At 69.0% G+C, this 26,721-nt stretch carries 25 protein-coding genes and 1 tRNA gene; 16 read left to right on the forward strand and 10 right to left on the reverse strand.

Annotated elements, in window-relative coordinates:
- The first annotated feature begins 85 nt into the window (after positions 1–85).
- The 6 genes from RIV14_RS08555 to RIV14_RS08580 all read left to right on the forward strand — a co-directional run bounded on the left by RIV14_RS08555 (position 86) and on the right by RIV14_RS08580 (position 5,417).
- On the forward strand, positions 86–1,018 hold the full coding sequence (locus RIV14_RS08555; protein WP_075372046.1) for a PTS mannose/fructose/sorbose transporter subunit IIC: 933 nt from the start codon (positions 86–88) through the stop codon (positions 1,016–1,018).
- Positions 1,019–1,039: 21 nt separating this feature from the next.
- Positions 1,040–1,897 (forward strand): PTS system mannose/fructose/sorbose family transporter subunit IID, encoded by an 858-nt coding sequence (locus RIV14_RS08560; RefSeq protein WP_075372045.1) that lies wholly within the window; start codon positions 1,040–1,042, stop codon positions 1,895–1,897.
- Between the two features lie 217 nt (positions 1,898–2,114).
- The gene (locus tag RIV14_RS08565; protein WP_075372044.1) at positions 2,115–2,897 is read left to right on the forward strand and encodes an HAD-IIB family hydrolase; all 783 of its coding nucleotides are present in this window, start codon (positions 2,115–2,117) and stop codon (positions 2,895–2,897) included.
- On the forward strand, positions 2,890–3,489 hold the full coding sequence (locus RIV14_RS08570; RefSeq protein ID WP_075372043.1) for a hypothetical protein: 600 nt from the start codon (positions 2,890–2,892) through the stop codon (positions 3,487–3,489). Before RIV14_RS08565 ends, RIV14_RS08570 begins: the two co-directional genes overlap by 8 nt.
- Positions 3,490–3,561: 72 nt before the next feature.
- Positions 3,562–4,479 (forward strand): HAD hydrolase family protein, encoded by a 918-nt coding sequence (locus RIV14_RS08575; RefSeq protein ID WP_075372042.1) that lies wholly within the window; start codon positions 3,562–3,564, stop codon positions 4,477–4,479.
- A 134-nt stretch (positions 4,480–4,613) separates the two neighbouring features.
- Positions 4,614–5,417, forward strand: coding sequence for an HAD family hydrolase (locus tag RIV14_RS08580; protein WP_256699142.1), 804 nt, complete (start codon positions 4,614–4,616; stop codon positions 5,415–5,417).
- A gap of 189 nt (positions 5,418–5,606) precedes the next feature.
- Here the strand turns inward: RIV14_RS08580 and RIV14_RS08585 are convergent, their stop codons facing one another.
- Positions 5,607–6,053, reverse strand: a complete 447-nt coding sequence (locus RIV14_RS08585; protein ID WP_075372040.1) for a GNAT family N-acetyltransferase — start codon at positions 6,051–6,053, stop codon at positions 5,607–5,609.
- 379 nt (positions 6,054–6,432) lie between these two features.
- On the reverse strand, positions 6,433–7,776 hold the full coding sequence (locus RIV14_RS08590) for a serpin family protein (RefSeq protein ID WP_075372107.1): 1,344 nt from the start codon (positions 7,774–7,776) through the stop codon (positions 6,433–6,435).
- Between the two features lie 310 nt (positions 7,777–8,086).
- On the opposite strand from RIV14_RS08590, the gene RIV14_RS08595 reads away from it, so the two are divergent.
- On the forward strand, positions 8,087–9,451 hold the full coding sequence (locus RIV14_RS08595; protein WP_075372039.1) for a PAS domain-containing protein: 1,365 nt from the start codon (positions 8,087–8,089) through the stop codon (positions 9,449–9,451).
- A gap of 170 nt (positions 9,452–9,621) precedes the next feature.
- Here RIV14_RS08595 and RIV14_RS08600 read toward each other — a convergent pair whose 3' ends face one another.
- The 3 genes from RIV14_RS08600 to RIV14_RS08610 all read right to left on the reverse strand — a co-directional run bounded on the left by RIV14_RS08600 (position 9,622) and on the right by RIV14_RS08610 (position 12,094).
- On the reverse strand, positions 9,622–10,848 hold the full coding sequence (locus tag RIV14_RS08600) for a methyltransferase domain-containing protein (RefSeq protein WP_075372038.1): 1,227 nt from the start codon (positions 10,846–10,848) through the stop codon (positions 9,622–9,624).
- A gap of 88 nt (positions 10,849–10,936) precedes the next feature.
- Positions 10,937–11,012: transfer RNA gene (locus RIV14_RS08605), tRNA-Thr, on the reverse strand.
- Between the two features lie 164 nt (positions 11,013–11,176).
- On the reverse strand, positions 11,177–12,094 hold the full coding sequence (locus RIV14_RS08610) for a DsbA family protein (RefSeq protein WP_075372037.1): 918 nt from the start codon (positions 12,092–12,094) through the stop codon (positions 11,177–11,179).
- A gap of 241 nt (positions 12,095–12,335) precedes the next feature.
- On the opposite strand from RIV14_RS08610, the gene RIV14_RS08615 reads away from it, so the two are divergent.
- The 4 genes from RIV14_RS08615 to RIV14_RS08630 all read left to right on the forward strand — a co-directional run bounded on the left by RIV14_RS08615 (position 12,336) and on the right by RIV14_RS08630 (position 14,621).
- Positions 12,336–12,827, forward strand: coding sequence for a hypothetical protein (locus RIV14_RS08615; RefSeq protein ID WP_256699137.1), 492 nt, complete (start codon positions 12,336–12,338; stop codon positions 12,825–12,827).
- Between the two features lie 343 nt (positions 12,828–13,170).
- A complete protein-coding gene (locus RIV14_RS08620) occupies positions 13,171–13,428 on the forward strand; it encodes a hypothetical protein (protein ID WP_256699135.1) in 258 nt (85 codons plus the stop codon).
- A gap of 2 nt (positions 13,429–13,430) precedes the next feature.
- On the forward strand, positions 13,431–14,006 hold the full coding sequence (locus RIV14_RS08625) for a hypothetical protein (RefSeq protein WP_081381805.1): 576 nt from the start codon (positions 13,431–13,433) through the stop codon (positions 14,004–14,006).
- Between the two features lie 12 nt (positions 14,007–14,018).
- Positions 14,019–14,621 carry a hypothetical protein gene (locus RIV14_RS08630; protein WP_256699133.1) on the forward strand — a complete coding sequence of 201 codons (603 nt, stop codon included), beginning with the start codon at positions 14,019–14,021 and terminating at the stop codon, positions 14,619–14,621.
- Between the two features lie 96 nt (positions 14,622–14,717).
- Here RIV14_RS08630 and RIV14_RS08635 read toward each other — a convergent pair whose 3' ends face one another.
- Complete coding sequence (locus RIV14_RS08635; protein WP_075372034.1) at positions 14,718–16,769, reverse strand: serine/threonine-protein kinase; 2,052 nt, start codon at positions 16,767–16,769, stop codon at positions 14,718–14,720.
- A gap of 383 nt (positions 16,770–17,152) precedes the next feature.
- Between RIV14_RS08635 and RIV14_RS08640 the strand changes: the two genes are divergently transcribed.
- The 4 genes from RIV14_RS08640 (at position 17,153) to RIV14_RS08655 (ending at position 20,920) form a co-directional block, all read left to right on the forward strand.
- The gene (locus RIV14_RS08640) at positions 17,153–18,280 is read left to right on the forward strand and encodes an ABC transporter ATP-binding protein (RefSeq protein WP_070658311.1); all 1,128 of its coding nucleotides are present in this window, start codon (positions 17,153–17,155) and stop codon (positions 18,278–18,280) included.
- A 183-nt stretch (positions 18,281–18,463) separates the two neighbouring features.
- Positions 18,464–19,840, forward strand: coding sequence for a DUF4032 domain-containing protein (locus tag RIV14_RS08645; protein ID WP_075372033.1), 1,377 nt, complete (start codon positions 18,464–18,466; stop codon positions 19,838–19,840).
- Positions 19,841–19,944: 104 nt separating this feature from the next.
- On the forward strand, positions 19,945–20,424 hold the full coding sequence (locus tag RIV14_RS08650) for a hypothetical protein (RefSeq protein WP_075372032.1): 480 nt from the start codon (positions 19,945–19,947) through the stop codon (positions 20,422–20,424).
- A gap of 40 nt (positions 20,425–20,464) precedes the next feature.
- Positions 20,465–20,920 (forward strand): hypothetical protein, encoded by a 456-nt coding sequence (locus tag RIV14_RS08655; RefSeq protein WP_075372031.1) that lies wholly within the window; start codon positions 20,465–20,467, stop codon positions 20,918–20,920.
- Positions 20,921–20,995: 75 nt separating this feature from the next.
- Here the strand turns inward: RIV14_RS08655 and RIV14_RS08660 are convergent, their stop codons facing one another.
- From RIV14_RS08660 to ispF, 4 genes are all read right to left on the reverse strand, one after another.
- On the reverse strand, positions 20,996–22,237 hold the full coding sequence (locus RIV14_RS08660; protein ID WP_075372030.1) for a hypothetical protein: 1,242 nt from the start codon (positions 22,235–22,237) through the stop codon (positions 20,996–20,998).
- Between the two features lie 162 nt (positions 22,238–22,399).
- A complete protein-coding gene (rlmB, locus tag RIV14_RS08665) occupies positions 22,400–23,398 on the reverse strand; it encodes a 23S rRNA (guanosine(2251)-2'-O)-methyltransferase RlmB (protein ID WP_075372029.1) in 999 nt (332 codons plus the stop codon).
- Between the two features lie 60 nt (positions 23,399–23,458).
- The gene (cysS, locus tag RIV14_RS08670) at positions 23,459–25,084 is read right to left on the reverse strand and encodes a cysteine--tRNA ligase (RefSeq protein ID WP_075372028.1); all 1,626 of its coding nucleotides are present in this window, start codon (positions 25,082–25,084) and stop codon (positions 23,459–23,461) included.
- Positions 25,085–25,229: 145 nt separating this feature from the next.
- Complete coding sequence (gene ispF, locus RIV14_RS08675; RefSeq protein ID WP_075372104.1) at positions 25,230–25,754, reverse strand: 2-C-methyl-D-erythritol 2,4-cyclodiphosphate synthase; 525 nt, start codon at positions 25,752–25,754, stop codon at positions 25,230–25,232.
- A 364-nt stretch (positions 25,755–26,118) separates the two neighbouring features.
- On the opposite strand from ispF, the gene RIV14_RS08680 reads away from it, so the two are divergent.
- Positions 26,119–26,595 carry a hypothetical protein gene (locus RIV14_RS08680; RefSeq protein ID WP_075372103.1) on the forward strand — a complete coding sequence of 159 codons (477 nt, stop codon included), beginning with the start codon at positions 26,119–26,121 and terminating at the stop codon, positions 26,593–26,595.
- Positions 26,596–26,721: the final 126 nt, after the last annotated feature.

The raw sequence follows: 26,721 nt of genomic DNA on the forward strand, positions 1-26,721 counted from the left end.
TCCCTCAGACACCTCCATCCCGTCGCCGTTCGGTGGCGGGCTCAGTTGGAGTGTGCTGTCAACCCTCACATGAGAGAGACATACTGTGCATGACATCAATCTGATCCAGATCATTCTGGTCACGCTCGTGGCGTTCGTCGCGGGCATGGCCAGCGTCCTGGACGAGCGGCAGTTCCACCGCCCGCTCGTCGCCTGCACCCTGACCGGTATCGCCCTGGGCAGCCCCACCGTCGGCATCATGGTCGGCGGCTCTCTGGAGCTGCTCGCCCTGGGCTGGATGAACGTCGGCGCCGCCATGGCCCCCGACTCCGCCCTGGCGTCCACCGTCTCCACCATCATCGCCGTTGCCTCGGTCGGTGACGCCTCCTCCACCAAGAGCGCCATCGCGGCCGCCATCGGTGTGGCCGTCCCGCTGGCTGTCGCCGGCCAGGCCTTGACGATCTTCGTGCGAACGATCGCCATCTTCTTCGCCCATCAGGCGGACCGCTTCGCCGAGCAGGCCAACTACCAGGGTATTGCCATCATGCACTTCACGGCCCTGGGCCTCCAGGGGCTGCGGGTGGCCATCCCGACCGCAGTGGTTGCCGCACTGGCCTCGGGCGACACGGTCAAGCATGCCCTCGACGCCATTCCGAAGGTCATCACCGAGGGCCTGGGCATCGCCGGAGGCTTCATCGTCGTCGTCGGGTATGCCATGGTCATCAACATGATGAAGGCCCGCAAGCTCATGCCCTTCTTCTTCCTAGGCTTCATCTTCGCCACCTTCGCCACCACCGTTGGCGGCTCGGCCTCGGTCAGTGACCACAGCAAGGGCATCGACAAGTGGGTCATCGACCTCGCTCCCAACGGCGCCACCCTTGTGGCGCTGGGCATTTTGGGGGCCTGCCTGGCCGTCATCTACGTCCAGCTCAACCCCGAGTTCCACGACTCCGTGCGTCTGCCCGCCGCCGCCTCCCCCGCTGCCGGCGGCGGCTCCAGCAGCGACCTGGACGACGACCTCGACGACGAGCTCGACTGAGCTGGAAGAAGGAAGACTCTCATGACCACTGAAACCGCTCCGGCCACCTCGGAGAAGATGCTCAACAACCGCGATCTCATGCGGATGTACTGGCGCTCCACCTTCCTGCTCGGATCCTTCAACTTTGAGCGCATGCAGGCCATGGGCTTCTGCTACACGCTCATGCCCGCCATCCGGAAGTTCTACCGCGACGACAAGAGCGCCCAGGCCGCCGCGCTCAAGCGGCACCTGGAGTTCTACAACACCCACCCCTGGGTCTCCTCGGCCGTCTTCGGCGTCACCGCCGCCATGGAGGAGCAGAAGTCCAAAGGCGAGGAGATCTCCGAGGAGACCATCACCTCGGTCAAGGTCGGTCTCATGGGGCCACTGGCCGGCGTCGGCGATCCCATCTTCTGGGGGACCGCTCGCCCCGTCCTGGCGGCGCTGGGCGCCTCCTTGGCCGTCAACGGCTCGATCGTGGGCCCGCTGCTGTTCTTCGTTGGCATCAACCTCCTGCGCGTTCTCACCCGCTGGTACGGCCTGAGGTTCGGCTACGAGCGCGGGACCGAGATGGTCACCGAGGTCGGTGGCGGCCAGCTCAAGAAGATCACCCAGATGGCCGCCATCATGGGTCTGTTCGTCATGGGCGCCCTGGTCTCCAAGTGGACCACCATCAAGTTCCCGACCGTGGTCTCCAAGGTGGCCGACCCCGACACCCAGATCGTCAAGGTAACGACTGTCCAGAGTATCCTCGATCAGTTGTTGCCCGGCCTTGCGGCGCTGGGCCTGACCTTCCTGTGCATGTGGCTGCTCAACAAGAAGGTCAACGCCCTGTGGATCATCCTGGGCATGTTCGCCTTCGGCATCCTGGGCCGCTGGACTGGCTTCCTGGGAGTCTGACGACGGCATCCGCTTGCCATATCCGAGCGGGGAGGGCGCCAGAGGACTCGCCTCCGGTTCCCTCCCCGCTCCATGCGCTCGGTAGAATGCTCGGGGCTCCCGCCGGATCTCCTGGCACACCACCAGTGCTCCGTCGCGACCGTCCGACGCCTTCTCCTGACTCTCCGCCTCCCCCCGACTGCCAGCGCCCTCCGCCCCCCTGCAGCAAGGAACCCGCGTGACCCGACTCCTCGTCACCGACCTGGACGCCACCATCGTCTTCGACCGCACCGTCTCCCCGGCCGACCGCGAGGCCATGGCCCGCTGGCGGGCCGCCGGCAACCTCCTGGCCGTCGACACCGGCAAGTCCTCCTTCGCCACCCGCGACGTCCTGGCGCCCCTGGGCGTCGACTTCGACTACGGCGTCGTCTTCACCGGGGCGGTCCTCATCGACGGCGACTACCAGGTCCTCTCCGCCCGCTTCCTGCCCGACGGCGTCGCCCGCGACGTGGCCGCCCGCACCGTCGACCTGCCGGGGGTGACCACCTACGCCACCACCATCGAGACCGACTACATCCTGGCCGACAACAACGAGGAGATCTCCTCCATCCTCGCGGTCTTCGAGCACCTGACCCTGGAGGAGATGGACTCCCACCGCTTTATCGGCGTGCCCCTGCGCGTCACCGACGACGCCCTACGTGAGCGCCTCCACCAAGACCTCAGCCAGCGCTGGGAGGGCGTCCTGGACTGTCACCGCAATCAGGAGTTCCTCGACGTCGTGCCCGCCGGCGCCACCAAGGGTACGGGCCTGCGAGCCCTCCTGGACGGGCCCCTGGCGGGACAGAGCATCGAGGTCTGGACCATCGGCGACTCCTGGAACGACCTGGACATGCACGCCGTCGCCGACCACGCCGTCGCCCTGCCCTGGTCCCCACCGGAGGTGACGGCCGCATGCGAGACGACCGCGGGCTCCATGGCCGAGCTCATCACCACGATCCTGGAAGGCGACCAGCATGAGTGAGAACAGCAAGACCGACGCCGGAAGGACCCTGGGTGCCCGGGTGCGCGACTGGTTCAACGGCGGGGATCCTGACGGGCGTGCCAAGCTCCGTGCCTGGGCCACCGGGGACGACGGCCGCTGGCGCGGGTACACCCACTCCATGGGCAAGTACGTCACCTGGCTCATGGTCATCGCCTGCGTCCTCTACCCCTTCACCCGGGGGATCGGCTCGATCCTGGCCCTGCTCGTGGCCATTTTCCTCATGGGCGGGCGCGCCATGATCGAGCGCCAGGTGCGCCGCGACGTCTCCGACCTGGAGGAGGCCAAGCGCCAGTGGGGGCTCACCCGCAACCCCGAGTACCTGCGGTTCATGACCCTGCGCGCCGAGGGGCTGCTCGAGGACAACAGGATCCTCACCCCCGACTCGCGCAGCCTCCTGCAGGACTATGTCCAGTGGGCCCGTGAGCGCCAGGAGCGCGAGGACAAGAAGCAGGCCAAGAAGGCCCGCAAGGCGGAGAAGAAGGCCCGCCAGGAGAGCGCGGGTCACGAGGCTGACGAGTCCGCTGACGCTGCTGCGAAGAATGAGGAGAATAAGGCTGCTGACGGCTCCTAGCGACTCCCGGGCGGCTCGCGGGCCGCTCTGAGGCGGCTGGAGACCGGCAGAACCTGAACGGAAAGGACTCCCATGCCACGCAGGCTCATCTCCACCGACCTGGACGGCACCATCGTCTTCAACGGGACGATCTCGCTGCGTGACCGCGAGGCCATGGCCCGATGGCGGGCGGCCGGCAACCTCCTGGTCATCAACACCGGCAGGTCGGTCTCGGCGCTGGAGCACGTCGTGGTGCCCATGGGCCTGGAGTTCGACAACGCCATCCTCTACACGGGGGCCGCTATCGTGGACGAGGACATCCGGGTGCGTTACTCGACGGCCCTGCCGGCTGGCGTCGTCGAGGACATCCTCGACTTCGTCGAAGGGGCGCCGGGAGTCACCGTCTTCACCACCGGGCTGGACGAGGACCTGCTCGTCTACGACACGATCGGCTCCGGCTCCGAGCTGCTGACGCTGTTCCGGCCGGCCACCCGGCGAGAGCTGGACGGGCGCGAGGTCATCGGGGTGCCGATGCGCTTCACCGACCCGGAGATGGCCGCACGCACCGAGACCTACCTGCACCGGCGCTGGGAGGGGCAGGCGGTGGGCTTCCGCAACCAGGACTTCATTGACGTCGTGCCGGCCTCGGCCTCCAAGGGGGCGGGCCTCAGGCAGCTGGTGGCGAGCCTGGCTGAGCCGTCCGTCGGGGAGGTGTCCGGGGAGGGCGCGTTCGGGACGGGAGTAGCCGGCGGGGCCGGGGAGGCTACGACGGGTGTGGCCAGCGAGGCGGCGGCTGGCGGCTCGGTGGGGCTCGGCGTCGGCTCGGGCCCGCTGGAGCCGGTGGAGACCTGGTCGATCGGGGACTCCTGGAATGACATCTCCATGCACGCCGCCGCCGACCACTCCTACGCCCTGCCCTGGTCGCCGCCGGAGGTGGTGGCCCAGTGCGACGGCACGGTCTCCAGCCTCGCCGACCTCATCGACTCCCTCATGGGGCGACCGACGCTCTAAACCCCACACACTTCGACCAAAACTTCACAAACGACGCGGCTCCGGGTCTATTTTGAAGATTCGGTCGAAGTGTTGCGGCATTGGTGCACTGACGCGCGCGGCGGGCGCGGGCGGCGCGGGCTATGCTCGCCGGCATGCGCCTGCTCGCCACGGATCTCGACGGCACCCTCGTCTTCCACCACGTCGTCGGGCAGGCCGACGCCGAGGCCCTCGTGCGCTGGCGGGCGGCCGGCAATCTCCTGGTGCTGGCCACGGGGCGTTCGGTGCGGCTGGTGCAGCACGCCGTCGAGGTGGCTCGGGCCTCGACGTCCATCGGCCTGGACTACGACTATGCCGTGTGCGCCACGGGCACGGCCGTCATTGACGCCGTCGGTCAGGTGCACCGCACCCGGACGCTTGAGGCCGACCAGGTGCGGGCGGTTGTGTGGGCAGTCGGCGATGTCGCCCGGGCCCCCGTCTCCGTGTTCGCTTCGACCCTCGAGCGCGACTACGTGCTGGACGACCCGATCGGCCTGTCCACTGACCAGCGCACGCCGCCGGACCGCTTCACCGCGGCGCCCCTGTCGCAGGTCGCGGGCCTGGGGGTGACGTCGATGCCGCTGCACATCCCGGATGCTCGGGCCGCTGCGGCGCTGGCCCGGGGCCTGGAGGAGACGGTGGACGGTATCAGCTGCACCCGCTCGACCGGCTTCGTGGATGTCACGGCCGCGGGGGAGTCCAAGGGAACGGGCCTGGGCCGGCTCGCTGAGCTCCTGGCCGAGCAGGGTGTGGAGGTCAGTGAGGTGGCCGCCGTGGGCGACTCCTGGAATGACATCTCGATGTTCGAGCGGGCCGACGTCCCCTGCGCGATGGCCGGCGCCCCGGGCGAGGTCGTCGAGGCCGCCGGCGGGCGCACCACCCCGAGCGTGGCTGCCTTCATTGACGCCCTGCTGGCGTGACGGCATACGGAGGCCGGTCCCGTTCGCTGCCTTCGCGCTCCTACACATCGACAGAAACTTCAAAAAAGACGCGGCTCCGGGTCGTTTATGAAGTTTCTGTCGAAGTGATGGCGGCGGTGACTGGTGCCAGCGGCGGTGCTGCCAGCCGCGGAGAGAAGGCTGCCGTTGAGGGGCCGCGGGGTGTGCTGCTCAGGCCTTGGCGTAGCGGTAGACGTTGGTCTCCCGCAGCTTGAAGCCGGCGCGGCGGTAGAGGCGGTTGGCGGCCTCGCGCGAAGGTCGGGAGGTGAGGTCCACAGTGCGCGCGCCCAGCTTCCCGGCATGCTCGACGGCGGCCTCCACGAGGGCCTGCCCGGCGCCCTGGCCGCGGGCCTCACCGTCGACGACGACGTCCTCCACCCAGGCGCGCAGGCCCGTGGGGATCGTGAAGGTCGCCAGGGTGAGCATGCCCAGGATCGGAGCGCTCTGGCCGGCCTCAGCCTCGGGTCGGAAGACGAAGAGGAAGACCCCCTCCTGAGCGATGAGGGCCTCGCACTGCTCGGCGCTCAGCGCCGGGGCGCTGCGGGAGAGCTGGGGGATGAGGCGCTCCATGGCCTCGACGATCTCCGGGCTGGAGGTGGTGACGAGCTCGACGGTCATGAGGAGTTCTCCTGCTGGTTGAAAAGGGGCGGCGGGCCGAGACGGGCTGGTCCCGTAACGGCTTCTTGTCAGCCCTGGAGCCTACCGCCTGGAATCGCTCCGGGAGGCAAGTCGTCCCACCGACCGGAAGAATCCGGCGGCGTGCCTCGGCCAGTGGGGTGCCGTGACTGGGGGTGCCTGAGCGATACGGCTGGACCGGTGGGGTGGGGTGCTTCGGGTCGTGGGGCGGGAGCTTCAGCCGGACTGCTGGGCCGAGGGCGCCTGGGCGGACGGCTCGGTCGGCGGGGCGGGGAGCCTCGGCCGACGAGGTGGGGCGCCTTAGCCTGTGGAGAGTCTCGGACCGAGAGCGCCCCGGCCGGCCGGCTGCTGGCGGGCTCGGTTAGGCTGGGTCGCCGATCTCTTTGACGGTGGGATCCATGATGGCGGCCTCGAGCAGGGCGGTGCCGCTGGTCAGGTCCCGCAGCCGCAGTACGTAGGGGTGGTCCACCGTGAACTTGATCGGCTCGGTCTGCGGCCCCGGTGCCGCCATGGCTTCCCCCGCGGCCTCGCTCAGGGCGGCCGCGACCGTGCCCTCCTCATCCAGGATGAGGCGCACCTGCTGGACCACCTGGGTCAGTCCGAGCTCGGGCGCGATCTTGTCCAGGCCATCGGGCTTGAGCCCCTGCTCCTTAAGGAAGTCGAGGAGCTCCTTGGGTTCGGAGGCGAGGTCCAGCTTGGGCAGGGTCAGTCCCACCTCGCGGGTCTCGGCCTTATCGAGGGCCTTCGATGCTTCCGCCCACGTCCCGGCGTCCATGGCGCCCGGCAGGGTACCGGCGTCGGGCAGGACGACGTCGAGAGCGAGGTCGGAGTCCCTACCGTCCCCTCCGCTGGCGTAGTGCAGACGCACTGCCGCCCAGCCCTCCCCAGTGGCGTGGGGGATGGAGCGCGTGTCGTGCATGAGGTCGGCCTTGACGGTCTTGCCCCCGGCGAGCGTGAAGTCCTCCTGGTGGGTGCTCTCGGCCGTGAAGGGGGAGTCCCACTGGGCCGCGAAGAGCAGCGCGTTCTGCACCACCAGGCGCGTGTCCTGGGTGACCTTGATGCCGCTGTTCGGGATAAGGCCGGCCGTGTTGCGCGAGGCCCAGGCGTCAAGGTTCTCCTTCATGGAGTCCACGCCGACCTGTTCGATCTCGGCGGAGAACCAGCGCAGCACCGCATCGAGGTAGGCCTGCTTGACCTTGAAGTCCTTCTTATCGGCGATGAGGACGTGGTTGGCTAGGTGAATGAGTGGCTTGTCCGGGACCTTGTCCGGGTCGAAGCCCTTGAGCTCGCCGTCGTAGCGGTTCAGGGAGCTCTGGATGGCCGACCAGGCCCGGTCGCGGTCCTGGCCCGAGAGTCCCAGGAGCGCGTCATAGCCCTGGGTGGAGGCGTCCGTGGCGCCGTCGGCCAGGATCGCCAGGACGAGGGCGAGGCTGAGCGGGGAGGCCATCGCCGTCGTGGCCGGGTCCTCCTTGAGGTAGTGGGTCAGGAGCTTGCTCCCGAGCTGGTCGCAGGCACTGGCGGCCTTGGCCGCTTGGGAGGCGACGTCGGAGAGACTGACCTTCTCGTGGGCCACCTTGGAGGTCAGCTGCGTGCCCGATGCCAGGGAGCAGCCGCCCAGCAGCGCGACTGCTGCGGGAACCAGGGCGCTCAGTGCCAGCAGCTGGCGGCGGGCCAGGCCGCAGTGCTCGGAGTCCGATGGGCTCATCATGGGATCACGTGGGGTCATGACGCCAGGTTAGGGAGCCCGCCCAGCCCTGTCAGGGCCTTGGCGCGCTCCCTTCATGGGGAGTCATTCCCGGCCGGCCGCCGGCGGGCCCGCTGCGGCCTCCGCCCGCGACCGCACGATCGGCAGAAAACAGCCCCATCGCGCCGTGGCCACTGTGATTCGTCCTCCCACCGGGATCGGCCGCCTCGAAGGCCGGTCAAGAGTAGGCTTCCGACCAAGGTCCCACAACGCCCCGCAGCCGCCGCAGTTCGGACGCCGCGCGCCTGCACCGCCCCAAGGAAGGTCACTCATGGTCGAGTCCGCAGCTCCTGTCGAGCACGTCTTCGCCGTCGACGAGCTCTTCTTCTCCACCACGGACTCCCACGGGCGCATCCGCCGCGCCAACTCCACCTTCATGCGCCTGTCCGGTTACCCACGCGGCGCCCTGGTGGGGCGGGCCCACAACGTGGTGCGGCACGCGGACATGCCCGCCGGCCTGTTCCGCTCCATCTGGGACGCCATCGAGGAGGGCCGGGCCGCCAGCGCCTACATCACCAACCGCTCCTCCGATGAGGGCCACTACCGCGTCTTCGCCACGATCGTGCCCTCCGGCTCCGGCTACCTGTCAGTGCGCACCCTACCGATGCTCACTGACCTGCGCGACGACATCGAGGCCGCCTACGCCCGGGTTCGCGACGTCGAGGAGGCCTCCGCCGCGGCAGGCTCCACCCGCCGGGAGGTGGCCGCTGCCGGGCAGGCCGCTCTCCAGGCCGAGCTGCAGGCCCTGGGCTACGCCGACGCCATCGACTTCACCCGCCGGGTGCTGGTCGCCGAGGTCGGCGAGCTGCTGGCCCACGGCGTCGGCATCCCCGACAGCCCGCAGGCCGAGGGCCCCGTGGCCCGGATCCTGGGCGCCATGGGCCGGATCGAGGCTGAGACCGCCGGGCTGGTCGGCATCCTCCAGGAGGGCCAGCGGCTCGTCGACCTCCTGGGCAAGCGGGCCGGTGAGATCGAGGCCCTCTCGACCCGCTTGGGCACCCTGCGTGAGGCCATGCGCGCCGTCGGCGCTGACGTCACGACTCTGGGCCACGGGGAGCAGGCCGACGACGTCGCCGCACGCTGCCAGCAGGTCGACGCCCTGGTCCTGGAGTGCTCCGAGCAGCTCCGCCCACTGAACAGCCAGATCGAGGCGCTGCGTGGAGACCTGGACTCGGTGAGTTTCCGCGTCGCCCTGGCCCGCCTGCACAACCTGGCCGCCGGGATCTTCGCCCTGCAGATCCTCGAGGGCCAGGACGAGGTCGACGCCAACGACGCCGTCGGCAGCCTCACCGAGCTGTGCTCGGCGCTGAGTGACGGCGCCGACAACCTCACCCAGCGCGTCGACCTGCTTGACGCGCGTCGCGAGCTGGTGGGAGGCGAGCTGGATGTCGTGGCCGAGGACCTCGGCGTCATCCAGGGCCCGATCCTGGAGGTTCTCGAGGCGGCCGCAGCCACCGGTGCCGGGCAGGCCGACTCCGTGACCACCGCCCGCGCCCTGGCCGAGCAGGGCTTCGGTGAGGCCCGGGACCTGGCCGACCTGGCCGTGCGCCTGCGCGACCTCGAGGTCCCTTTCGAGGCCGAGGCCATCAACAGTGCCCTGGCCGACGTGCGCGCCGCCCTGGCCGAGCTCGAGTAGCCGGCCGCTGCGCCCGCGAGAGCACGATGAGCCGTCCGCGGGATCGTAGGGTAGGTCGCGCGGTCGTACCCTCTACCCCTCGACCGCGCGGCGTAAGGTACGACCGCGGCGGGTCGGGATTTTCGCGACAGCACTGGGAGAGCCCCGTAGTCCCTGACTCGCGCCACGGCTCAGTCCCGTACCAGTTCCACGAGCACCTCGGCGTGATCGGTGTGCGGGAACATGTCGAACAGACGCGAGCGCACCACCCGCAGCGAGGGCAGGTGCGCCAGGTCCGCCGCCAGCGTGCGCGGGTTGCAGGAGGAGTAGAGCACCCGTCCCACGCCGGAGGCCTCGATCCGAGTGGCCAGCTGATCCCCGATCCCGCGCCGGGGCGGGTTGACCACGAGCAGGTCCGGCCGCTGGGCCCCGCCGGCGCGCTCCCCGGCGGCCGGGTCCAGGACGCGGGCGTCCCCGGCCTCGAAACGCACCAGGGTCGGGTCCAGGCCCATGAGGTCGGCCGCCGCGCGCGCCCCGTCAATGGCCGATGCCGAGACCTCCACCCCCAGCACCCGGCGGCCGGGTGCCGCCAGGGCCAGGGCGAAGCCGCCGACGCCGCAGAACAGGTCCCACACCCGGGCAGGCTCGGCCTCCTCGGCCCAGTCGCGAGCGGTGGCGTAGAGCGCCTCGGCCACGGCCGTGTTGGTCTGGAAGAAGGAACGGGTGGGTAGGTAGAGGGGCAGCTCGACGTCGTCGGTGCGCCGGCTGGCCCGGCCACCGAGCTCCGGTGAGGGCAAGCTCAGGCGCATGAGGAGGCGGTCCTCCTCGGTCAGGACGATCTCCTCGGGCCCCTCGATGACGGCCTGGTGGACGCTTTGGATGTTGACGGCGGCCACCGCCAGCTGTGGCAGACGCCGGCGCAGGTCCGCCACGGCGGCGCGCAGCCGCTCCAGATAGTGCCGGGAGCGCAGGACGAAGCGCACCATGAGGTCGTCGTCGGGCGAGGCGGTCACCAGGACGTACTTGAGCTCGCCGCGGCGCGCGGGCACGTCGTAAGGGCGCAGGCCCAGCTCGGTGACGAGGTCGGCCAGCACCGGCAGGGCCGCCTCGATGGCCGGCACGTGCAGTGGGCAGGTGCGCAGGTCGACGCCGCACCCGGCGCCATCGAGGATCCCCAGGGTGGGGTGGGCGGCGGTTCCGGCCACCGCCATCTTCGCCTTGTTGCGGAAGCCGGTGGGGGCGCTCGCGGCCGGCGCCTGCCACAGGTCGGCCGGGACGTGCTCGGCCAGGAGGGCGGCGACACGGGACTGCTTGGCGGCCAGCTGGGCGGGCATCGGCAGAGATAGGTGGGGGCAGGAGCGGCAGGTGCCGGCGTCGTGGAGGGCGCAGGACGCCGCTGGTGCTGCGGTCACCGACATGTCCCCTCCCGGTGGTGCGCTCGTGGCCGGGTCGTGGGGTGGGGCTGCGACAGGAGCGGCCGGGCCCCGGACGGCTGCGGGCGATGAGTGGAGCCGCTTGTCGGACTCGAACCGACGACCTGCTGTTTACAAGACAGCTGCTCTACCAACTGAGCTAAAGCGGCGCGCGGCCGGCCAGGCGGCCGCAGGTGCGTGGGACAGTCTGACACAGACCGGCCCGGGGCAGGAAACTGGGGGAGACGGGCTGCGCTCGTTGCCGTCCGGGCCCGTGGGTGCCGGGAGGAGGCCTGTACAGGGCCGCCGCCCCGGGGCGGGTCCCAGCGTGGGATCAGCCCTGCTGAGTCGGCTGCGGGTTGGGCTGCTGAGATGCTTGCTGGCTGGGCTGCGCCGTCGGGGTGGAGCCGGTGACGAGCTCGGTCAGGGAGGTCCGCGTCTGGAGCTTGCTCAGGTCGACCTTCTCGCCCTTGAAGAAGACGGTGGGGGTGCCCTCCAGATTCCTGGCCTTGAAGGCCTCATCGCTGAGCTTGACCCACTTGCCGTACTTGTCGGCGTCGACGGCGGCCTTGAACTTGGCGGAGACCTCCTTGGGGACGTTCACCTTGGTGGCGGCAGCGACCAGGCCCTCCACCGTCATGTTGCTCTGGTCATTGGTCTGAATGGCCTGGGAGAAGATCTCGAAGGCGGCGCCATGGAAGCTCAGGGACTGGGCCGGGGCCTCGTCGAGGACCACGCCCATCGCGTTCATGACGACGCTGGTCCACTGCTGGCCGAGGAGCTTGCAGGGGTGGAGGGCCAGGGTGATCTTCTTGTCGCTCAGGAGCTGGTTGATCTCCTGGGTGTGGGTGCCCTCGAACTGGGCGCAGTGAGAGCAGGAGTAGTCGAAGTAGATGTCGAGGACGGGAACCGAGGCGGCGACAGTGTCGAGAGCGGCGCCCTCGCCGTAGGTCCAGGAGGCGTCGGAGAGGACCTGCTTGGGGATGCCGCTCTGGTTCGCCTTCGCGGTGGCCAGGCCCTCGCTCGGGGCGGGGAACTTCGAGTTCTTGGGTTTCTTCTTGGCGTCGACGCCGAGGTAGACCAGGTAGCCGAGCCCGCCGACCACGCTCGCGCCCGCAGCCCCGATGAAGCTGCGGCGGGCAATGGTGTTGCGGCGCGCGCGACGGGCCTCAGCCTCGCGCAGCTCCTTGGCCTTGAGGCGCGCGGCCTCACGGCGCTGGGCCTTGGTCTGGCGGGGCTGGTTACTGGACACGCGGTGCTCCTTGTGATGCGGTGACGAGCGGACGACCAAGAAGACGAATGGTCAATGAGTGACTGCTGTCGTGACGTCATTCTGCCCGAGGAACCTGGAGGAAACCACGCCTGGCGTCTGCCGGTGGCGGATTGTGACGCATCGGTCGTCGTTGGTTCGTTGCGTGCAGCCGGGGTCGGGCAGAATCGGGGGGAATCAGACCGCGTGGTCTGGAATCAGTTGGGCGGAGAGGATTGTGACCATGATGGATGGACCGATGGACGGACCTATGGGCGGCATGATGGATGGGCCGATGGGTGGCCAGGTGGAGGACCAGATGGTCCTGCTCCAGAACATGTCGACCGACTGGGGCAACTGGATGCAGTCCGTAGACGCCCAGGAGGTCGTGGTGGAGGTCGAGGGGGTGGGGACGCGCGCCGCCGTGACGAGTCGCGTGCTCAGGCCCCGTGGCATTCTGCGCCGCGCCCAGTGGGCCGAGAACGAGATGCCCGTTGAGCTGGTCCGTGAGGCCGTGCGCCTGCGGGCGCTCATGGCCCACCCCCGTGGTGGAACCTGGACCTGGGCGGCGTTGTCCATGAAGAGCAGCGAGGGCTACAAGCTCATCTCCAACTTTGACTACGACCGCGAGCCGGTCCTCGACCCGCCCTACACGGCGGAGGACTGCGCCAAGGAGCTGGAGGTCTTCCCCCGTGACCCCGGTGCGATCCCCGACTGGATGAAGATCGGGCTCTGAGGACCGGAGTAAAAGGTATCCGGCTCATGTGAACGCCAGTACTAGCCAAAAAGTTACCAACGATAGGCGTGGACAGTGTGTTTGGAGGTGGACATGTTGGGCGACGTTGCCGAGAGGTTCCGGTTTCAGTCAGATTCAGTATAGGGACACGTCAAGGGCTACGGCAACGATCTTGCCTCGGAGTATGAGGCTTATTCGCGGCATCCGCCGAAGGTGCTGTGACCTGCGCAGATGCCAGCGTCGGCTAGCTCTGTGAATAAGCCTCTATGACACGACGTATAACGGTGGTCATGTTGCTGGTGCGCGGTCCGGTGGCCCGTCAGAAGAGATCAACACAGTCGTCATGCTGGAGGAAGTCAACCAGTACCGGGTCGATAGTAAGCTCAAGTCGTACTACAAGTTTGAGCAGGAGATCGCCGCCGCCCCTGAGAACTATAGGAATCTTGTGGTGGAGTTTGAGTACCCGGATCCGGCCGATCCCACCAAGCTTGCCAACAGTGAGAAGGTCCCGACCGGGTTCGAAGCAAGTTGGACTGACTCCAATGGGGCGTTACGGTCTCGTTCATTTGAGAATGTTCCCCCTCGGTCTAAAGGAGATTGATTGTGTCAGAAGAATCCCAGATGTCGTCAGATCCATTAGGTCGTTATGAGGAGTTGCTGCGAGGTTGGTTAATTGAGAGTGGTGGTCGTCGGGTTGATGTGTACTATAATGCTATTCATCTAACGGGAGAGATCGAATACTGGTTGATTGATCAGCAAGGACGGGAGCAGTCTGTCCGTCCTTCGCGTGAGGTGAGGTTCGCGCTTCATGATGTGCGTCCGTCTCAGGCGGACCCGCATCGGGGTGCGTGGTTGTGGTCGCATTTGTGGATGGAGGCTTCTGATGGGGTGCTGCATCAGGAGTCGGACTGGATGCGTGAGCCGGTGATTGGTGGCGACCCGGTGGGTGATGGTGATGCTGCGTTTGAGCTGGATCAGTTCCCTCGGGATCCGCAGTGGATTCCGGAGTGGATGGCAACTAAGGCTGCTGCGTATCACAAAGAAAGAGAGAAGCGGGAGCGTCGTCGTCAACGGGACCGGGAGCGTCGAGCCCGCAAGAAGGCAGAAGCCGCCCAGGCTGAGGGCAATGGCGCTGGTGAGCCTGGTTCGGGTAGGGTCGGCCGCTCTGGTGACGAGTGAGTGAGGAGCTGCATGAGTGAGGTGCGGGAGCCCGAGGCCGTAGCATCCTCGGACGGCTACTACACGATGCAGGAGTCGGCGCCTGAGGTCGACCCCGCGAGACGATCCGTGCCGGGTCCAGTGACGGACTACGGGGCCTTCCCCGCGCCTGGGACTCCAGGTGCGCCGGCCCCCGGGATGGTGCCTGCGCCAATGATGGCTCCGGCACCAGTCAAGGTGCGTGCTCCATCGGGTGCCGAGGCCTGGAGTATGGGGCTGCTGGCACTGCTGGCGTTTCTGCCGGGCTTCAACGTGCTACTGGCGGCGGTCGCGATGATGGTGGTCGGCCTGTGGAACAAGAAGGACCTGCGTGAGCCGGCCCGGACGAATCGCCGCCTGGCAGCGAGCTGGGGACTGACACTGCTGCTGGTGGAGCTGGCCCTCATAGCAATCCAGATTGCCGTGGCCTCCATCGCGAACGACGTCGATGAATCTCCATCCTTCATGCCGTGGGGCACCCCGATCATGATGGCCCTGGGAATGGTCGTGGTCCACGTGCTGGTGTGCTCCGTCCAAGCGATCCGGGCCTACCGCGGCACAACCCTCCGCTTCGGAGGCTTCCCCTTTTTCCGCTGACTGGGCCCAGGCCGGAGCCAGCATCTCACCCGGGTCACCAAGCCCCGGAGGCGGGTGCCGACAGGGAACCACGGCGTCCGCCGCCGAGGCGGCATCTCAGCTCCCGAAGGGAACCAGACTCGGAATCGGCAGCGCTCCGGCGAATGTCAAGACGAAGAACACGGCACCAACACCCAGCATCGCCATCACCAGATTCCTTCGGCCATTGTCACTGGGGGTGAAGGAATTGAGAATATGCGCGCCACCGCGTCGCGTCGCCGCCCCCCACGGCACCAGCCACAGGATGAGAAGGTACAAGGCGACCGTGACGAAATAGAGGATGTAGATACGGCTATGGGGGGGGAACGATCCGAGAATCGGGGCGTCGTCGTTCGCCGCACCCATCGAGTAAGTGGTCGTGAGGAGGACGGCCGCGGTCCCTATGGCCAGGAGAAAAGCGAAGCTAGCAGAGACCAGCGAACGCAACAGATACCACGGGGTCATCGCCCACATGCGGGAGTTGTCCGACGGCGAGGTGCCGCCGCGCTGAAGCCGGTTCCAACGCCGAGCGTCCTGGGCCCGGCCCACAGCACCGGCCACCACTATCAGAATCACCCCAGCAATCGCCATCAAACCCGGCCTGACGATCCCGATGGAGGCCAGCATGAACCACGTGGCCAGCATCGCCAACGGACGACGCACCGGCTCCTGCGCCCACTGGGGCAGCTCTCCCGGACGGCTGGGGGAGCTGAACCGGCGCACCTGCGCCCCTGGGGCGCCGGCTGCCATCGGCCCCGTCATCGCTCCCGCCGACGACGCAGCCGTCGGACCGGCGACGGCCTGGGAGTAGCCGGGCTGATACGCCGTCGGATGCTGGCCGGAGTAGGGGAACATCGGCACCTGCCCCGACGGCGCCGGACGCGGGTACGCCCCCGAAGAGGCCGCAGGCGCAGGAGCACCCACGCCGTACTGCATCGACTGCGCCCCCCTGGAGGGCATCGCCGAACTGCTCTGGTACCACTGACGCGGCGGGATGGCCGGTGGGGGCTGGGCGGAAGCGCCAGAAGCGGCCGACGGCGCCGAGTACCCGTACCCGCCCTCCGCGCCGGAGGGCGCAGAGATGGGACTGCCGTATGCGGCCGGGGAGGCCGAGGTCGCACTACGAGCATCGCGAGGCGACCCCAGGGTCGAACCGTAGCCAGGAACGAAAGTGCTGGTGCTCCGCTCCAGCTCACTGGACTCCGGCTCCTCGTCCTCGGGCCCCAGGAGCCGATCGACCGCCTCCTGCCCGGTCCCGCCCTCGGCGATCTCATCGAGCACCTCCAGCAGGCCGTCCGGGCTCAGACGGTTCTCCGCCTCAGGGGCGAGCGCCGCCGTGAACGCCCGCGCCAGCGCCGGATTCTCCTCCTCCAGGTTGCCCAGCTCCGGGGTGCCCGCGTAGACGCGCCGGAAGACCACCTGCCAGGCCCCCGAACCGAAGGGAGCCAGCCCGGTGACGGTGAACAGGAGCACACCCGCGCAGGCGTACCAGTCGACGTCGGCATTCGGCTCCCCGCCGTCGAGCATCTCCGGAGGGATGAACCCCGGCGTACCCGTGACCTGGCCGGTCTGTGTGAGCCGGACGTCGTCGGCCACCTGGGCGATGCCGAAGTCGATGAGAACCGGCCCCTGCGCACTGAGCATGACGTTGGAGGGCTTGAGGTCGCGGTGGATGACGCCGGCGGCGTGCACCGCGCGCAGCGAGTCGACCAGCCCGTGGGCCAGGTCGGCCAGGTCGCGGGCGTCAGTGGTCAGGTCGTAGACGCCCTCATGCTCCACCTCATGCTGCAGGGTGGGGCCCTCGATGAGCTCGGTGATGACGAAGGTGATGCCCTGGGAGCCGTCCCCGGTCTCGATGTCCAGGATGCGCGCCACGCGCGTGTCCCTCACCCGGGCCAGGACGCTGGCCTCCCGGTCCAGACGGCGCCGAGCCGTGGGGTCCGCGGCGATCTGCGGGTGGAGGATCTTCATGGCCACGTGGCGCCCACCCTCATCGGTGGCCTCCCACACCACGCCCATGCCCCCGGCGCCCAGGCGACGCAGAAGCCGGTATCCCCCCACTGTGGTGCCGGCGCGCAGCTTGCTCAGGGTGACCGGCTCGCCCGGGTGCGCGTCGAAGTTCTGCGTCATGGCCCCCACAGTACCGGGCTGGATCCACTCGTGGGTGCCCCGAAGCTGTGGGGCTCTTCGCCCGACTGTGGGCCATGTCGCGGGAGTAAAGCCAGTGATGGAGCCGCATTGCCGGTATCGGGTCGGATGGTTTCCGACGGCGGGGATGGGGAGGTCTCCACCGGCCGCCACCGCCGTCGAGGACTGTCGAGGACTGTCGAGGGCTGTCGAGGACTGCCCTGACTGATTGCTGCGAATCGCTGGTCAAAGCGGGGAACCTGTGTCAAGATGAGCCCGTCCGCGGTCGAACGGCTGACCGCGGCACGTGTCAATGCGGACACGCATCGGCACCTTTCACGACGGATCGTCCGGCACGTACCTGCCGGTGAAGGGAAGCACCACCCATGGCAACTGTGACTTTCGAGAACGCTACACGTATTTACCCGGGCAATGACCGCCCCAGTGTTGACTCTCTCAACCTCGAGATCGCCGATGGCGAGTTCCTCGTACTCGTTGGCCCCTCCGGCTGCGGTAAGTCCACCTCCCTGCGCATGCTTGCGGGCCTGGAGGACGTCAACGCCGGTCGTATCCTCATCGGTGACCGCGACGTCACCGATGTTCAGCCCAAGGACCGTGACATCGCCATGGTCTTCCAGAACTACGCGCTCTACCCGCACATGACCGTGCACGACAACATGGGCTTCGCCCTCAAGATCGCCGGCACCCCCAAGGCCGAGATCGACAAGCGCGTGCGTGAGGCCGCCAAGATCCTCGGCCTGACCGAGTACCTGGACCGCAAGCCCAAGGCCCTCTCCGGTGGTCAGCGTCAGCGTGTGGCCATGGGCCGCGCCATCGTGCGTAAGCCCAAGGTCTTCCTTATGGACGAGCCGCTGTCCAACCTGGACGCCAAGCTCCGTGTGCAGACCCGCACCCAGATCGCCTCGCTCCAGCGCTCGCTGGGCGTCACCACGGTCTACGTCACCCACGACCAGACCGAGGCCCTCACCATGGGTGACCGCATCGCGGTCCTCAAGGACGGCGTGCTCCAGCAGGTCGGTACCCCGCGTGAGATGTACGACCACCCCGCCAACGAGTTCGTCGCCGGCTTCATCGGCTCGCCGGCCATGAACCTGGGGCAGTTCACGATCAAGGGGGACGTCGCCACCGTCGGCGCCGCCAAGATCCAGTTGTCCAAGGCGACCCTGGACGCCATCACCCCCGAGGACGGCGGCAAGGTGACCATCGGGTTCCGGCCCGAGTCGCTCGACGTCGTCTCCGCCCAGGACGAGCACTCCATCCCGGTGCGCCTGTCCTTCGTGGAGGAGCTGGGCTCTGACGCCTACATCTACGGTGAGCTCGTCGGCGCGGAGGAATCCGAGGCCAAGCTTGGTTCCGGTGAGGACTCCAGCCAGATCATCGTGCGCGTGCCTCCGCGCACCGCCCCCGAGCCGGGTGAGACCGTCTACGTGCGGATCCGCCCCGGTCAGGAGCACATCTTCTCCGCCTCCACCGGCAAGCGCCTGCCCGCCTGAGGATGCTGAGCACGACGGCGCCGTTCCCCTGTCCCGGGGCGGCGCCGTCGTCGCACTCACCGAGGGGGCCGGTGGCGGAAGGCCAACCGGCGGGGGAGGTTCAGCGGCCGGCACGGGAAGAAGTGTGGTCGGCGGCTCATGTCTCGAAAAGCAAATTGGGTTCCTGCCTGAAAGAATGACGTCATGTCCCAGTCCATGAAGATCACGGCGGCGACCATTGACCCGGCGCTGCTCGACCTCCCCTGGGAGACGGCGCTGGAGGAGTGGCCCACCGAGGTCCTCGCCGCGCTGCCCCGTGGTCTGTCCCGCCACATCGTGCGCTTCGTCAACCTCTCTGAGCGCGTCATCGCGGTCAAGGAGATCGGCGAGTCCGTGGCCCACCGCGAGTACGAGCTCCTGCGCGACCTGGTGCGACTGGGGGCGCCCTGCGTGCATCCGACGGCGGTCATCACCGGCCGCCGCAGCGTCACCGGTGAGGAGCTCAACTCGGTGCTCATCACCGAGCACCTGTCCTACTCCCTGCCCTACCGGGCGCTGTTCAGCCAGTACATGCGGCCCGAGACCGCCACCCGACTCATTGACGCGCTCGCCGTGCTGCTGGTGCGCCTGCACCTGCTGGGCTTCTACTGGGGGGACGTGTCCCTGTCCAACACGCTCTTCCGTCGCGACGCTGGGGCCTTCGCCGCCTACCTGGTGGACGCCGAGACCGGGGAGCTCCACCCCGAGGGTCTTACGGACGGCAAGCGCCTCTACGACATCGACGTGGCCCGCACCAACATTATCGGCGAGCTCATGGACCTCCAGGCCGGTGCCCTGCTGGAGCCGAGCGTGGACACCATTGAGGTGGGGGACCGGATCGTCAGCCGTTACACCGAGCTGTGGGACGTGCTCACCGCCAAGGAGTCCTTCTCCATGGATGAGCGCTGGCGCCTGCGCCGCCGGGTCGAGAAGCTCAACGAGATGGGCTACGACGTCGCCGAGCTCACCATGAACACCGACTCCCAGGGAAACCACATCACCATTCAACCCAAGGTCGTCGACGCCGGCCACTACCACCGCCAGGTGATGCGACTGACCGGCCTGGACGTCCAGGAGCGCCAGGGCCAGCGCATGCTCAACGACCTGGAGGCCTACCGGGCCATCACCGGCCGCAGCGACGACCCCATCGAGCTCGTGGCCCACGCCTGGCTGGCGGAGGTCTTCGAGCCCACCATTCACTCCGTCCCCGTCGAGATGCGTCGCAAGCTGGAGCCCGCCGAGATCTTCCACGAGATCCTCGAGCACCGCTGGTACATGTCCGAGGCCCAGAACCGCTACGTCACCACCCAGGAGGCGGTGGACGACTATGTGGCCACGGTGCTGCCCCAGCACCGTGACGAACGGGCCTACCTGGGGAACGGGGACACCCAGGAGATGGAGGCGATCGTCGTCGACGACGACACCGATGAACCGACGCCCGAGGACGACGCCGAGTTCGCCGCCCGCGACGAACAGACCCTGGCCGACTACGCCGCCAACCCTCACGGCTTCACCGCCGGCATGAAGTTCAAGGGGGAGTAGGTCGCGCCTTGCAGACCGGGGGTTGCGAGGGCGCCGGTGGCGTCCGGCTGGTTGATAGTCTGGCCTTGATCAGCTGAGACGATGAGAAGGGCCGTGACGGGGATATGAGTGAAGGCGCGCCCGCATTTCAGGCCCTGCCCGGGGCGACGCCGGACAACAGCGCCTTCATCGACCTGTACTTCGACCCGTCCGTCAAGGGATATCCCAGAAGGTCGAGGGCGTCGCTCGTGATCAATGGTTACCAGCTGTGGCTGGGCTTCGGTCAGTCCGTCGCGTTGGCGGTTCCGGCCGGGCCGGTGTCGATTGTTGTGCAGCAGATCGACCAGCTCCTCTACAGCTCGACGGCACGGCTTGACTTTTCTGTGCATGTCGGTCAGAGGGTGCCGGTGTTCTATCGGGCTTCCCATTTCGAGCGCAACCCGGGATCACTGACGTTCCAGAGGTTCGAGGGGCTCTCGCCCTCCGAGCGGAACGATCTCACCTCCATGAAGATCATGTTCGCCGTCATTCTCGGCTCGGTGGCCATGTTCGCCATCTTCATGGGGCTGGTGCTCTGGTTCCTCAACAGCCTGGGCGCGCCCTAGCCGGCGTTGCGTATCGAGCGAAGACTGAGGGAGAGCTGGGATGAGTACGAACAGTCCAGGTTTTCAGGCCCTGCCCGGGGCGACGCCGGACAACAGTGCCTTCATCGACCTGTACTTCGACCCGTCCATCTCACTACCGGGCAAGAGCACCGTGTCCATCACGATCAACGGCTGGGCGATGCGCCTGTCCGCGGGCCAGTCCGTGAGGATCGCGGTGCCGCCGGGGCCGGTGAGCGTCGTCGTTGACCACTACGCGGCCTTCCTCAGTCCCAAGCCGCGCCTTGAGCTCGTCATGCAACCCGGCCAGGTGGCCCCGGTGTTCTACCGCGCCTCGATCCTGAACGGCGACCCGGGGGCGCTGAGCATAGGAAAGCACCACGGCATGTCCCGAACCGAGAAGGGGTCGCTGATCTTCGTGCTGGTGGTGCTGTTGCATATTCTCGTCGCTGGCGTGGTGCCGTTGTTGATTATCTTGAGCCGGGGGATGCCTGAGTAGTCCGCCGGCGCACCTGCGGCTTGCGGCCGCGCAGGAATGCCCCCGGTGGAGCCGAGTGTCCCCGGCGGCGGGCTCTCAGGCGCCGAGCTCCTCGGCGACCAGGGCCATCTCCTCGTCGGCGCGGCGGCGCAGCTCGCGGTGTCGCGTCCAGGAGGCCAGCGAGACCTCGGTGATGGCGTCCACCAGCAGGAAGGCCCCCACGGCCGCCATCCCACCCGGGATGCTGCCGGTCGAGCGACGACGGCGCACGGCAGCCCCCACGAGAGCCCCGCCCAGACCCGCCTCGAGCAGCGCGGCACCCCGCACCGCCCACGGCTTGTCCGTCACCGTGCGCACATAGCCCTGCCAGAAGGCCGAGCCCGGGGTGGAGGGGTCGGCCAGCAGCAGGCCCACGCTGCGGCCCACCGCGTTGGACAGTCCGCGCGGCTCGTGCACGACGACGCCGGGAACCTCCACCGGCGCCAGGCGGCCCGTGAGGACCTCCAGCACCCAGTCAGGCAGGCCCAGGGCCTCAAGCATGGCGGCGAAACCCTCGATGCCGGGCTGGACAATGGCGGCGGCCGCGGCCTCCAGGTCCGCTCCCGGGACGGCGTCGACGATCCCCGACGCGTCGGTCAGGTCCGCCAGGAGCTCATCCACCAGGGACTTCAGGGCCGGGCCGGGCTCCTTGACCCCGCCCCACACGTAGCGCGACGTCATGCCCCAGGAGAAGACGGCGTCGTCCTCCGGGTCCCCGGTGGGGATGGCGCGGATGGACATGTCCTCGGAGTCGGAGGTCAGCACCAGGGCCGGCAGGGACTCCTCGTCCCAGCCGAAGGTGCCCAGCTCCGTGCCCTCACCGGAGTACATGACGATGCGGCGGTCCAGGCTCGGCGTCGAGGCCACCGCCAGGGGCCGCTCCAGCAGGGTGGCCTGCAGCGGCACCATGTAGGCACTCATCGGGGAGATCACCACGGTACGGGCGCTGGCCGAGCCGTGGTGGGAGATCGTGGGCAGCTCAATGTCGTCGGGCAGGGCGTTGAAGGCCGCCGGCCCGACGGCGACATCGGCCGTGAACTCCCGGGCCAGGGACTCCACGAGCTCACTGACACTCGGACCGGGCACAACGCCCCCGCGGGAGGGCGGCGTCGCCGCGACCCGGCCCTCGACGTCGGTCATAAGGGTCAGGCTGAGCAGGTGGGTGGTGGCCGGGAACCACTCCAGGCGCACGACCACCCCGCGCTCGGCGAAGGCGTCTGCGACCGCCTCCGGCGTCGTGCCCGGCGCGATGAGCACGCCGTCGGTGCGGTTCCAGCGCTGCGAAGCGTCCTGGGCCATGGGGACCTCCTGTGGATCGGATGCGGCCCATTGTGTCAGCAACGGGGCCGTCATGGGGAAGTGTAAACCGGGCACTTTCCCTGCCGGGAGCGGCCGGATCAGTCGGTTCGGTCGGATCAGCAGGCTCCGCCGGGTGCGGCCGGCCGTCAGCGGCGGCGGGGGTCAGCTGCCGGCGTCGGCGGCCCGGCGGCGCAGGCGGTCGACCTCGTAGAGGCTGATACCCGTGGCCACGGCCGCGTTGAGGGACTCCACGCTGCGGCTGATCGGCACCGAGGCCAGCACGTCACAGGTCTCGCGCACCAGGCGGGACAGGCCCGCCCCCTCCGCGCCGGTGACCAGCACCAGGGGCGAGTCGGCCAGGGTGAGGTCCTCGACAGCCGTACTGCCCGAGCCGTCCAGGCCGACGACGAAGCACCCCTCCTTCTTCAGCTGCTCCAGGGCGCGCACAAGGTTCGTCTCGCGGGCCACGCGCACCCGGGCGGCGGCGCCGGCCGACACCTTCCACACGGTGGCGTTGACCCCCACCGAGCGACGTTCGGGGATGATGACGCCGTCGGCCCCGAAGGCCCCGGCACTGCGCAGGACCGCGCCGAGGTTGTGGGGGTCGGTCACCTGGTCCAGGGCCACGAGCAGCGGCGTGCGTCCCAGGGCGCGGGCGCGCTCCAGCAGGTCGCGGGCGGTGGTGTACTCGTAGGCGGGCACCTCGATGGCCACGCCCTGGTGGGCGGCGGAGTCGGTCAGGGCGTCCAGGTCCAGCTTGGTGGTCTCCAGTACCGGGGCGCCCAGCAGGGCGGCGCGGCGCACCACGGCTCCCAGACGCTCGTCGGACTGGGCTGAGACAGCCATGAAGACCCGGGTGATGGGCACCGAGGCGTAGGCGGCCTCGGCCACGGCGTTACGCCCGCACAGGATCTCGTGGCCCTTGGGCACGTCGAAGCGGCGCTTGATCTTCTCCAGCTGCTTGGCGCGGGTGGGCTGGGCGGTCCGGGACTCGGCACGGGCTTTCGCCCGGGCCTTGGGGTGGCCGACGCGGTTCTCCGCGCGCGGAGTGGGGCCCTTGCCCTCCAGGCCCTTGCGGCGCTGGCCGCCCGAGCCCTTCGTGGGGCCCTTCTTCGAGCCGGGGCGGCGCTTGGCACCGGGGTACTGCTCGTTGCCGGGCATCCGGCCTCCTGTTCGTGACGGTGCGAATTAATGCGAAAGAGTCGTGGGTGGTGGGGCCGCTCAGGCCAGGTGCCAGCGGGCGCCCGAGGGGGAGTCCTCAACGACGACGCCGGCCCCGGTCAGCTTGTCACGCAGGGCATCTGCGCGCGACCAGTCCTTGGCGGCGCGGGCCTGGGCCCGCTCGTCGAGGTCGTGGCGGATGAGCCGGTCGAGGGCCTCCATGGCGGCGCCGCCCTGGGAGGAGCCGGCGCCGTCGAGCACCCGGGTGCGCCAGGGCTCGGCCAGTGGGTCCAGGCCGAGGACGTCGAGCTGGGCGCGCAGGTCCAGGGCGAGGTCGATGACGTCCTTCCCCAGGTGCTGGGCCGCCGCCAGGTGCGTGTGGCCCAGGGGCGTGACCTCCCCCCGCAGGACCTCGGCGTCAACGGCGTCAACCTGGGACAGCGTGACGTTCAGGGCCTTGAGGGTGGCGTGGACGACCGCCATGGCGCCGGCCAGGTTGAGGTCCTCATCCATGGCGGCGGTGAACTCGGCCGGCAGGGCCCGGGCGCGCACCTGCTCGGCGGGGGCGTCGACGAGGTTGGTGCCTCCGTCGTCGCAGAACTCGTAGGCCCGCAGGATCGCACCGGACAGGCGCTCCCACAGGGCGGCGGCGTCGGCCAGGGTCTCCTCGGAGAACTCCACGGTGGAGCGGTGGTGGACGGTGCCCAGGGCCAGGCGCAGCACGGCGGCGTCGTAGCGCTTGAGCAGCTCGGCCACCACCAGGGAGTTGCCCAGCGACTTGCTCATTTTCTCGCCCTTGATGGTCACCCAGGCGTTGTGGACCCAGTGGCGCGCGAAGCCCCAGCCGGCGCCGTGGGACTGGGCTTGCTCGTTCTCGTGGTGCGGGAAGCGCAGGTCGATGCCGCCGCCGTGGATGTCGAAGGTCTCGCCCAGGTAGCGGCGGGACATGGCCGAGCACTCCAGGTGCCAGCCGGGCCGGCCCCGACCCCAGGGGGCGTCCCAGGCGGCGTCAGCCGGCTCGGTGGGCTTGGCCGCCTTCCACAGGGCGAAGTCGCGCGGGTCGCGCTTGTCGGCCTCGACGTCGTCATCCAGCTGGGACTCGTCCTCAGTGGTGGCCAGGTCCTCCAGACGCTGGTTGGTCAGGGACCCGTAGTCCGGCAGCGAGCGCACGTCGTAGTAGACGTTGCCGGACTCGCCGACGTAGGCGTGGCCGGCGTCCAGCAGGCGCTGGACCAGGTCGATCATCTCGGGGATGTGGCCGGTGGCGCGCGGCTCATAGGTGGGGGCGGCCACGCCCAGGGCGCGGTAGGCGGCGTCGAACTCCCGCTCGAAACGCTGGGCCCAGGCCCACCACGGCACCGGCGGCTCGGCGGCGGCGGACTTGCTGAGGATCTTGTCGTCGATGTCCGTGACGTTGCGGATGAGGCGGATCTCTTGGCCGCCGCGCTCCAGCCAGCGCCGCAGGACGTCGAAGGCGATGCCGCTGCGCATGTGGCCGATGTGGGGGGAACCCTGGACGGTGGCACCACACAGGTAGATCGTCACCAGGCCGGGGGTGGCCGTGGGGGCCAGCGGCACGATCGCGCGGGCGGCGGAGTCGTACAGGCGCAGGGCCGGCGCGCCCGCGTGGGCGGGGGAGGCGGCGGGGCCCGTGGACTCAGGGGGCTCAGTGGGGGTGATGCTCACAGGCACAGGCTACCTGGGCGCCCGCCACCGGTGTCTACCGGGGCCAGGGCTTTTTCCAGAGATTGCCGACGTCGCGTTCGTACCTTATGCCTCGCGTTCGGGGGTTCAGGGTACGAACCGGCGGCCTACGGTACGAACCGGAGGTCTACGGGACGACCGCGCGGACGGCGTCGGGCACCGGGTAGACCAGGGCGGTGGCGACGGCGAGCAGGCCCTCGGTGCGGCCCAGGAAGCCCAGGTGGTCGGTGGTGGTGGCGGAGAAGGAGACCCGGGCGGAGGCGGCCTCGGACAGTGCCCGGGAGGCCTCCGCGGAGCGTGTGGCCACGCGCGGGCGCTCGCCCACGAGCTGGACGGCGATGTTGCCGATCTCGAAGCCGGCCTCGCGCACCCGGCGGGCGGCCTCGCTCAGGAGCGCAGTCCCGGAGGCTCCCCTCCACTGGGGCTCGGCGGTGCCGAAGTTCGAGCCCAGGTCGCCCAGTCCGGCGGCCGAGAACAGGGCGTCGCAGCAGGCGTGGGCGACGACGTCGCCGTCGGAGTGGCCGGCCAGGCCCACCTCACCGGGCCACTCCAGGCAGGCCAGGTGCATGGGGGTGCCTGAGTCGGGGGCGGCGAAGGCGTGCACGTCGGTGCCGATGCCGGTGCGCGGAAGGAACTGGGCGATCTGGTTCAGGTCGATCGTGGCCGGGCCGGCGGCGTGGCGGGCCCGGGACGGTGACGAGGGCTGTGAGTCGGGGGCGGCGGGTGCGGCGTCGGCGGGTGCGGTGCCGGCGGGTGCGGTGCCGGCGGGTGCGGCGTCGGCGGGTGCGGCGAGAACGGGCTGGGCGGAGTGTTCCGACTGGTCTGGCTGGCGTGCGGACATGAGGCCGTGTCTACCAGATGGGCCCCGGTCGCGTTCCGAGCGGCTCGGCCTGATCGTCGTCGGGGCGCCCCAGTGGCGGGCCGCAGGAGTGAGCGCTGACGGGGGTGGGGGTGCTGTCTTCTGGTGGAGAGTTATCCCCGTGGCTCTCCAAACCGGGTGCCGTTACGTTGCCGTCATGATTATCTGGCGTGGCTGGGGCATTCTCAGCGTCTTCATCACCTTACTGATCGCGGGTATTGTGGGGGCGACCTTCCAGGCGTTTCTTGGTCGTGGCAACGCGGCGGTCTCTTTTGGGTATGGACTCGGGTTCATCGTGGCTGGGGTGGCCAACTACCTTTTCGGGCAACAGGTGAATGCGGTGGCTCCTGCCAAGAAGATCGAGGCGTTCAAGGAGCAGATGCGCCGCGAGATGTGGGACCGTGTGGCTCACGGGGCCTTCCAGGTGGCGCCGGGAACACCGCCGCCGGCAAACCGTGGAGAGGCGCACCAACAGATCGAGTACCTCGTCGGGCAGGCGAGTACGGACGCTGCGAGAGGCCTGCGTAACATCCACACCCTTTTCTTCATCCCGGTCCAGTGGGTCGGAGCGGCTGAAGGCGTGCTGGGAGTGGTCCTGATCGTCTTGTCGGTGGTGATGTCCTTCTCCGGCTGAGCAGCCCTCGCGGGAGCGAGCCCGTCGATGGGGGCGGTCCGGCGTCGGCCGGGCTACTGCGCTGCTGGTCAGAGGAGCAGGGCAGTCAGCCGACCTGCTGCGAGCTGATGCGGTGTAGGTATACCG

This window comes from Actinomyces acetigenes, from assembly GCF_031296635.1.
Lineage (GTDB): Bacteria > Actinomycetota > Actinomycetes > Actinomycetales > Actinomycetaceae > Actinomyces > Actinomyces acetigenes.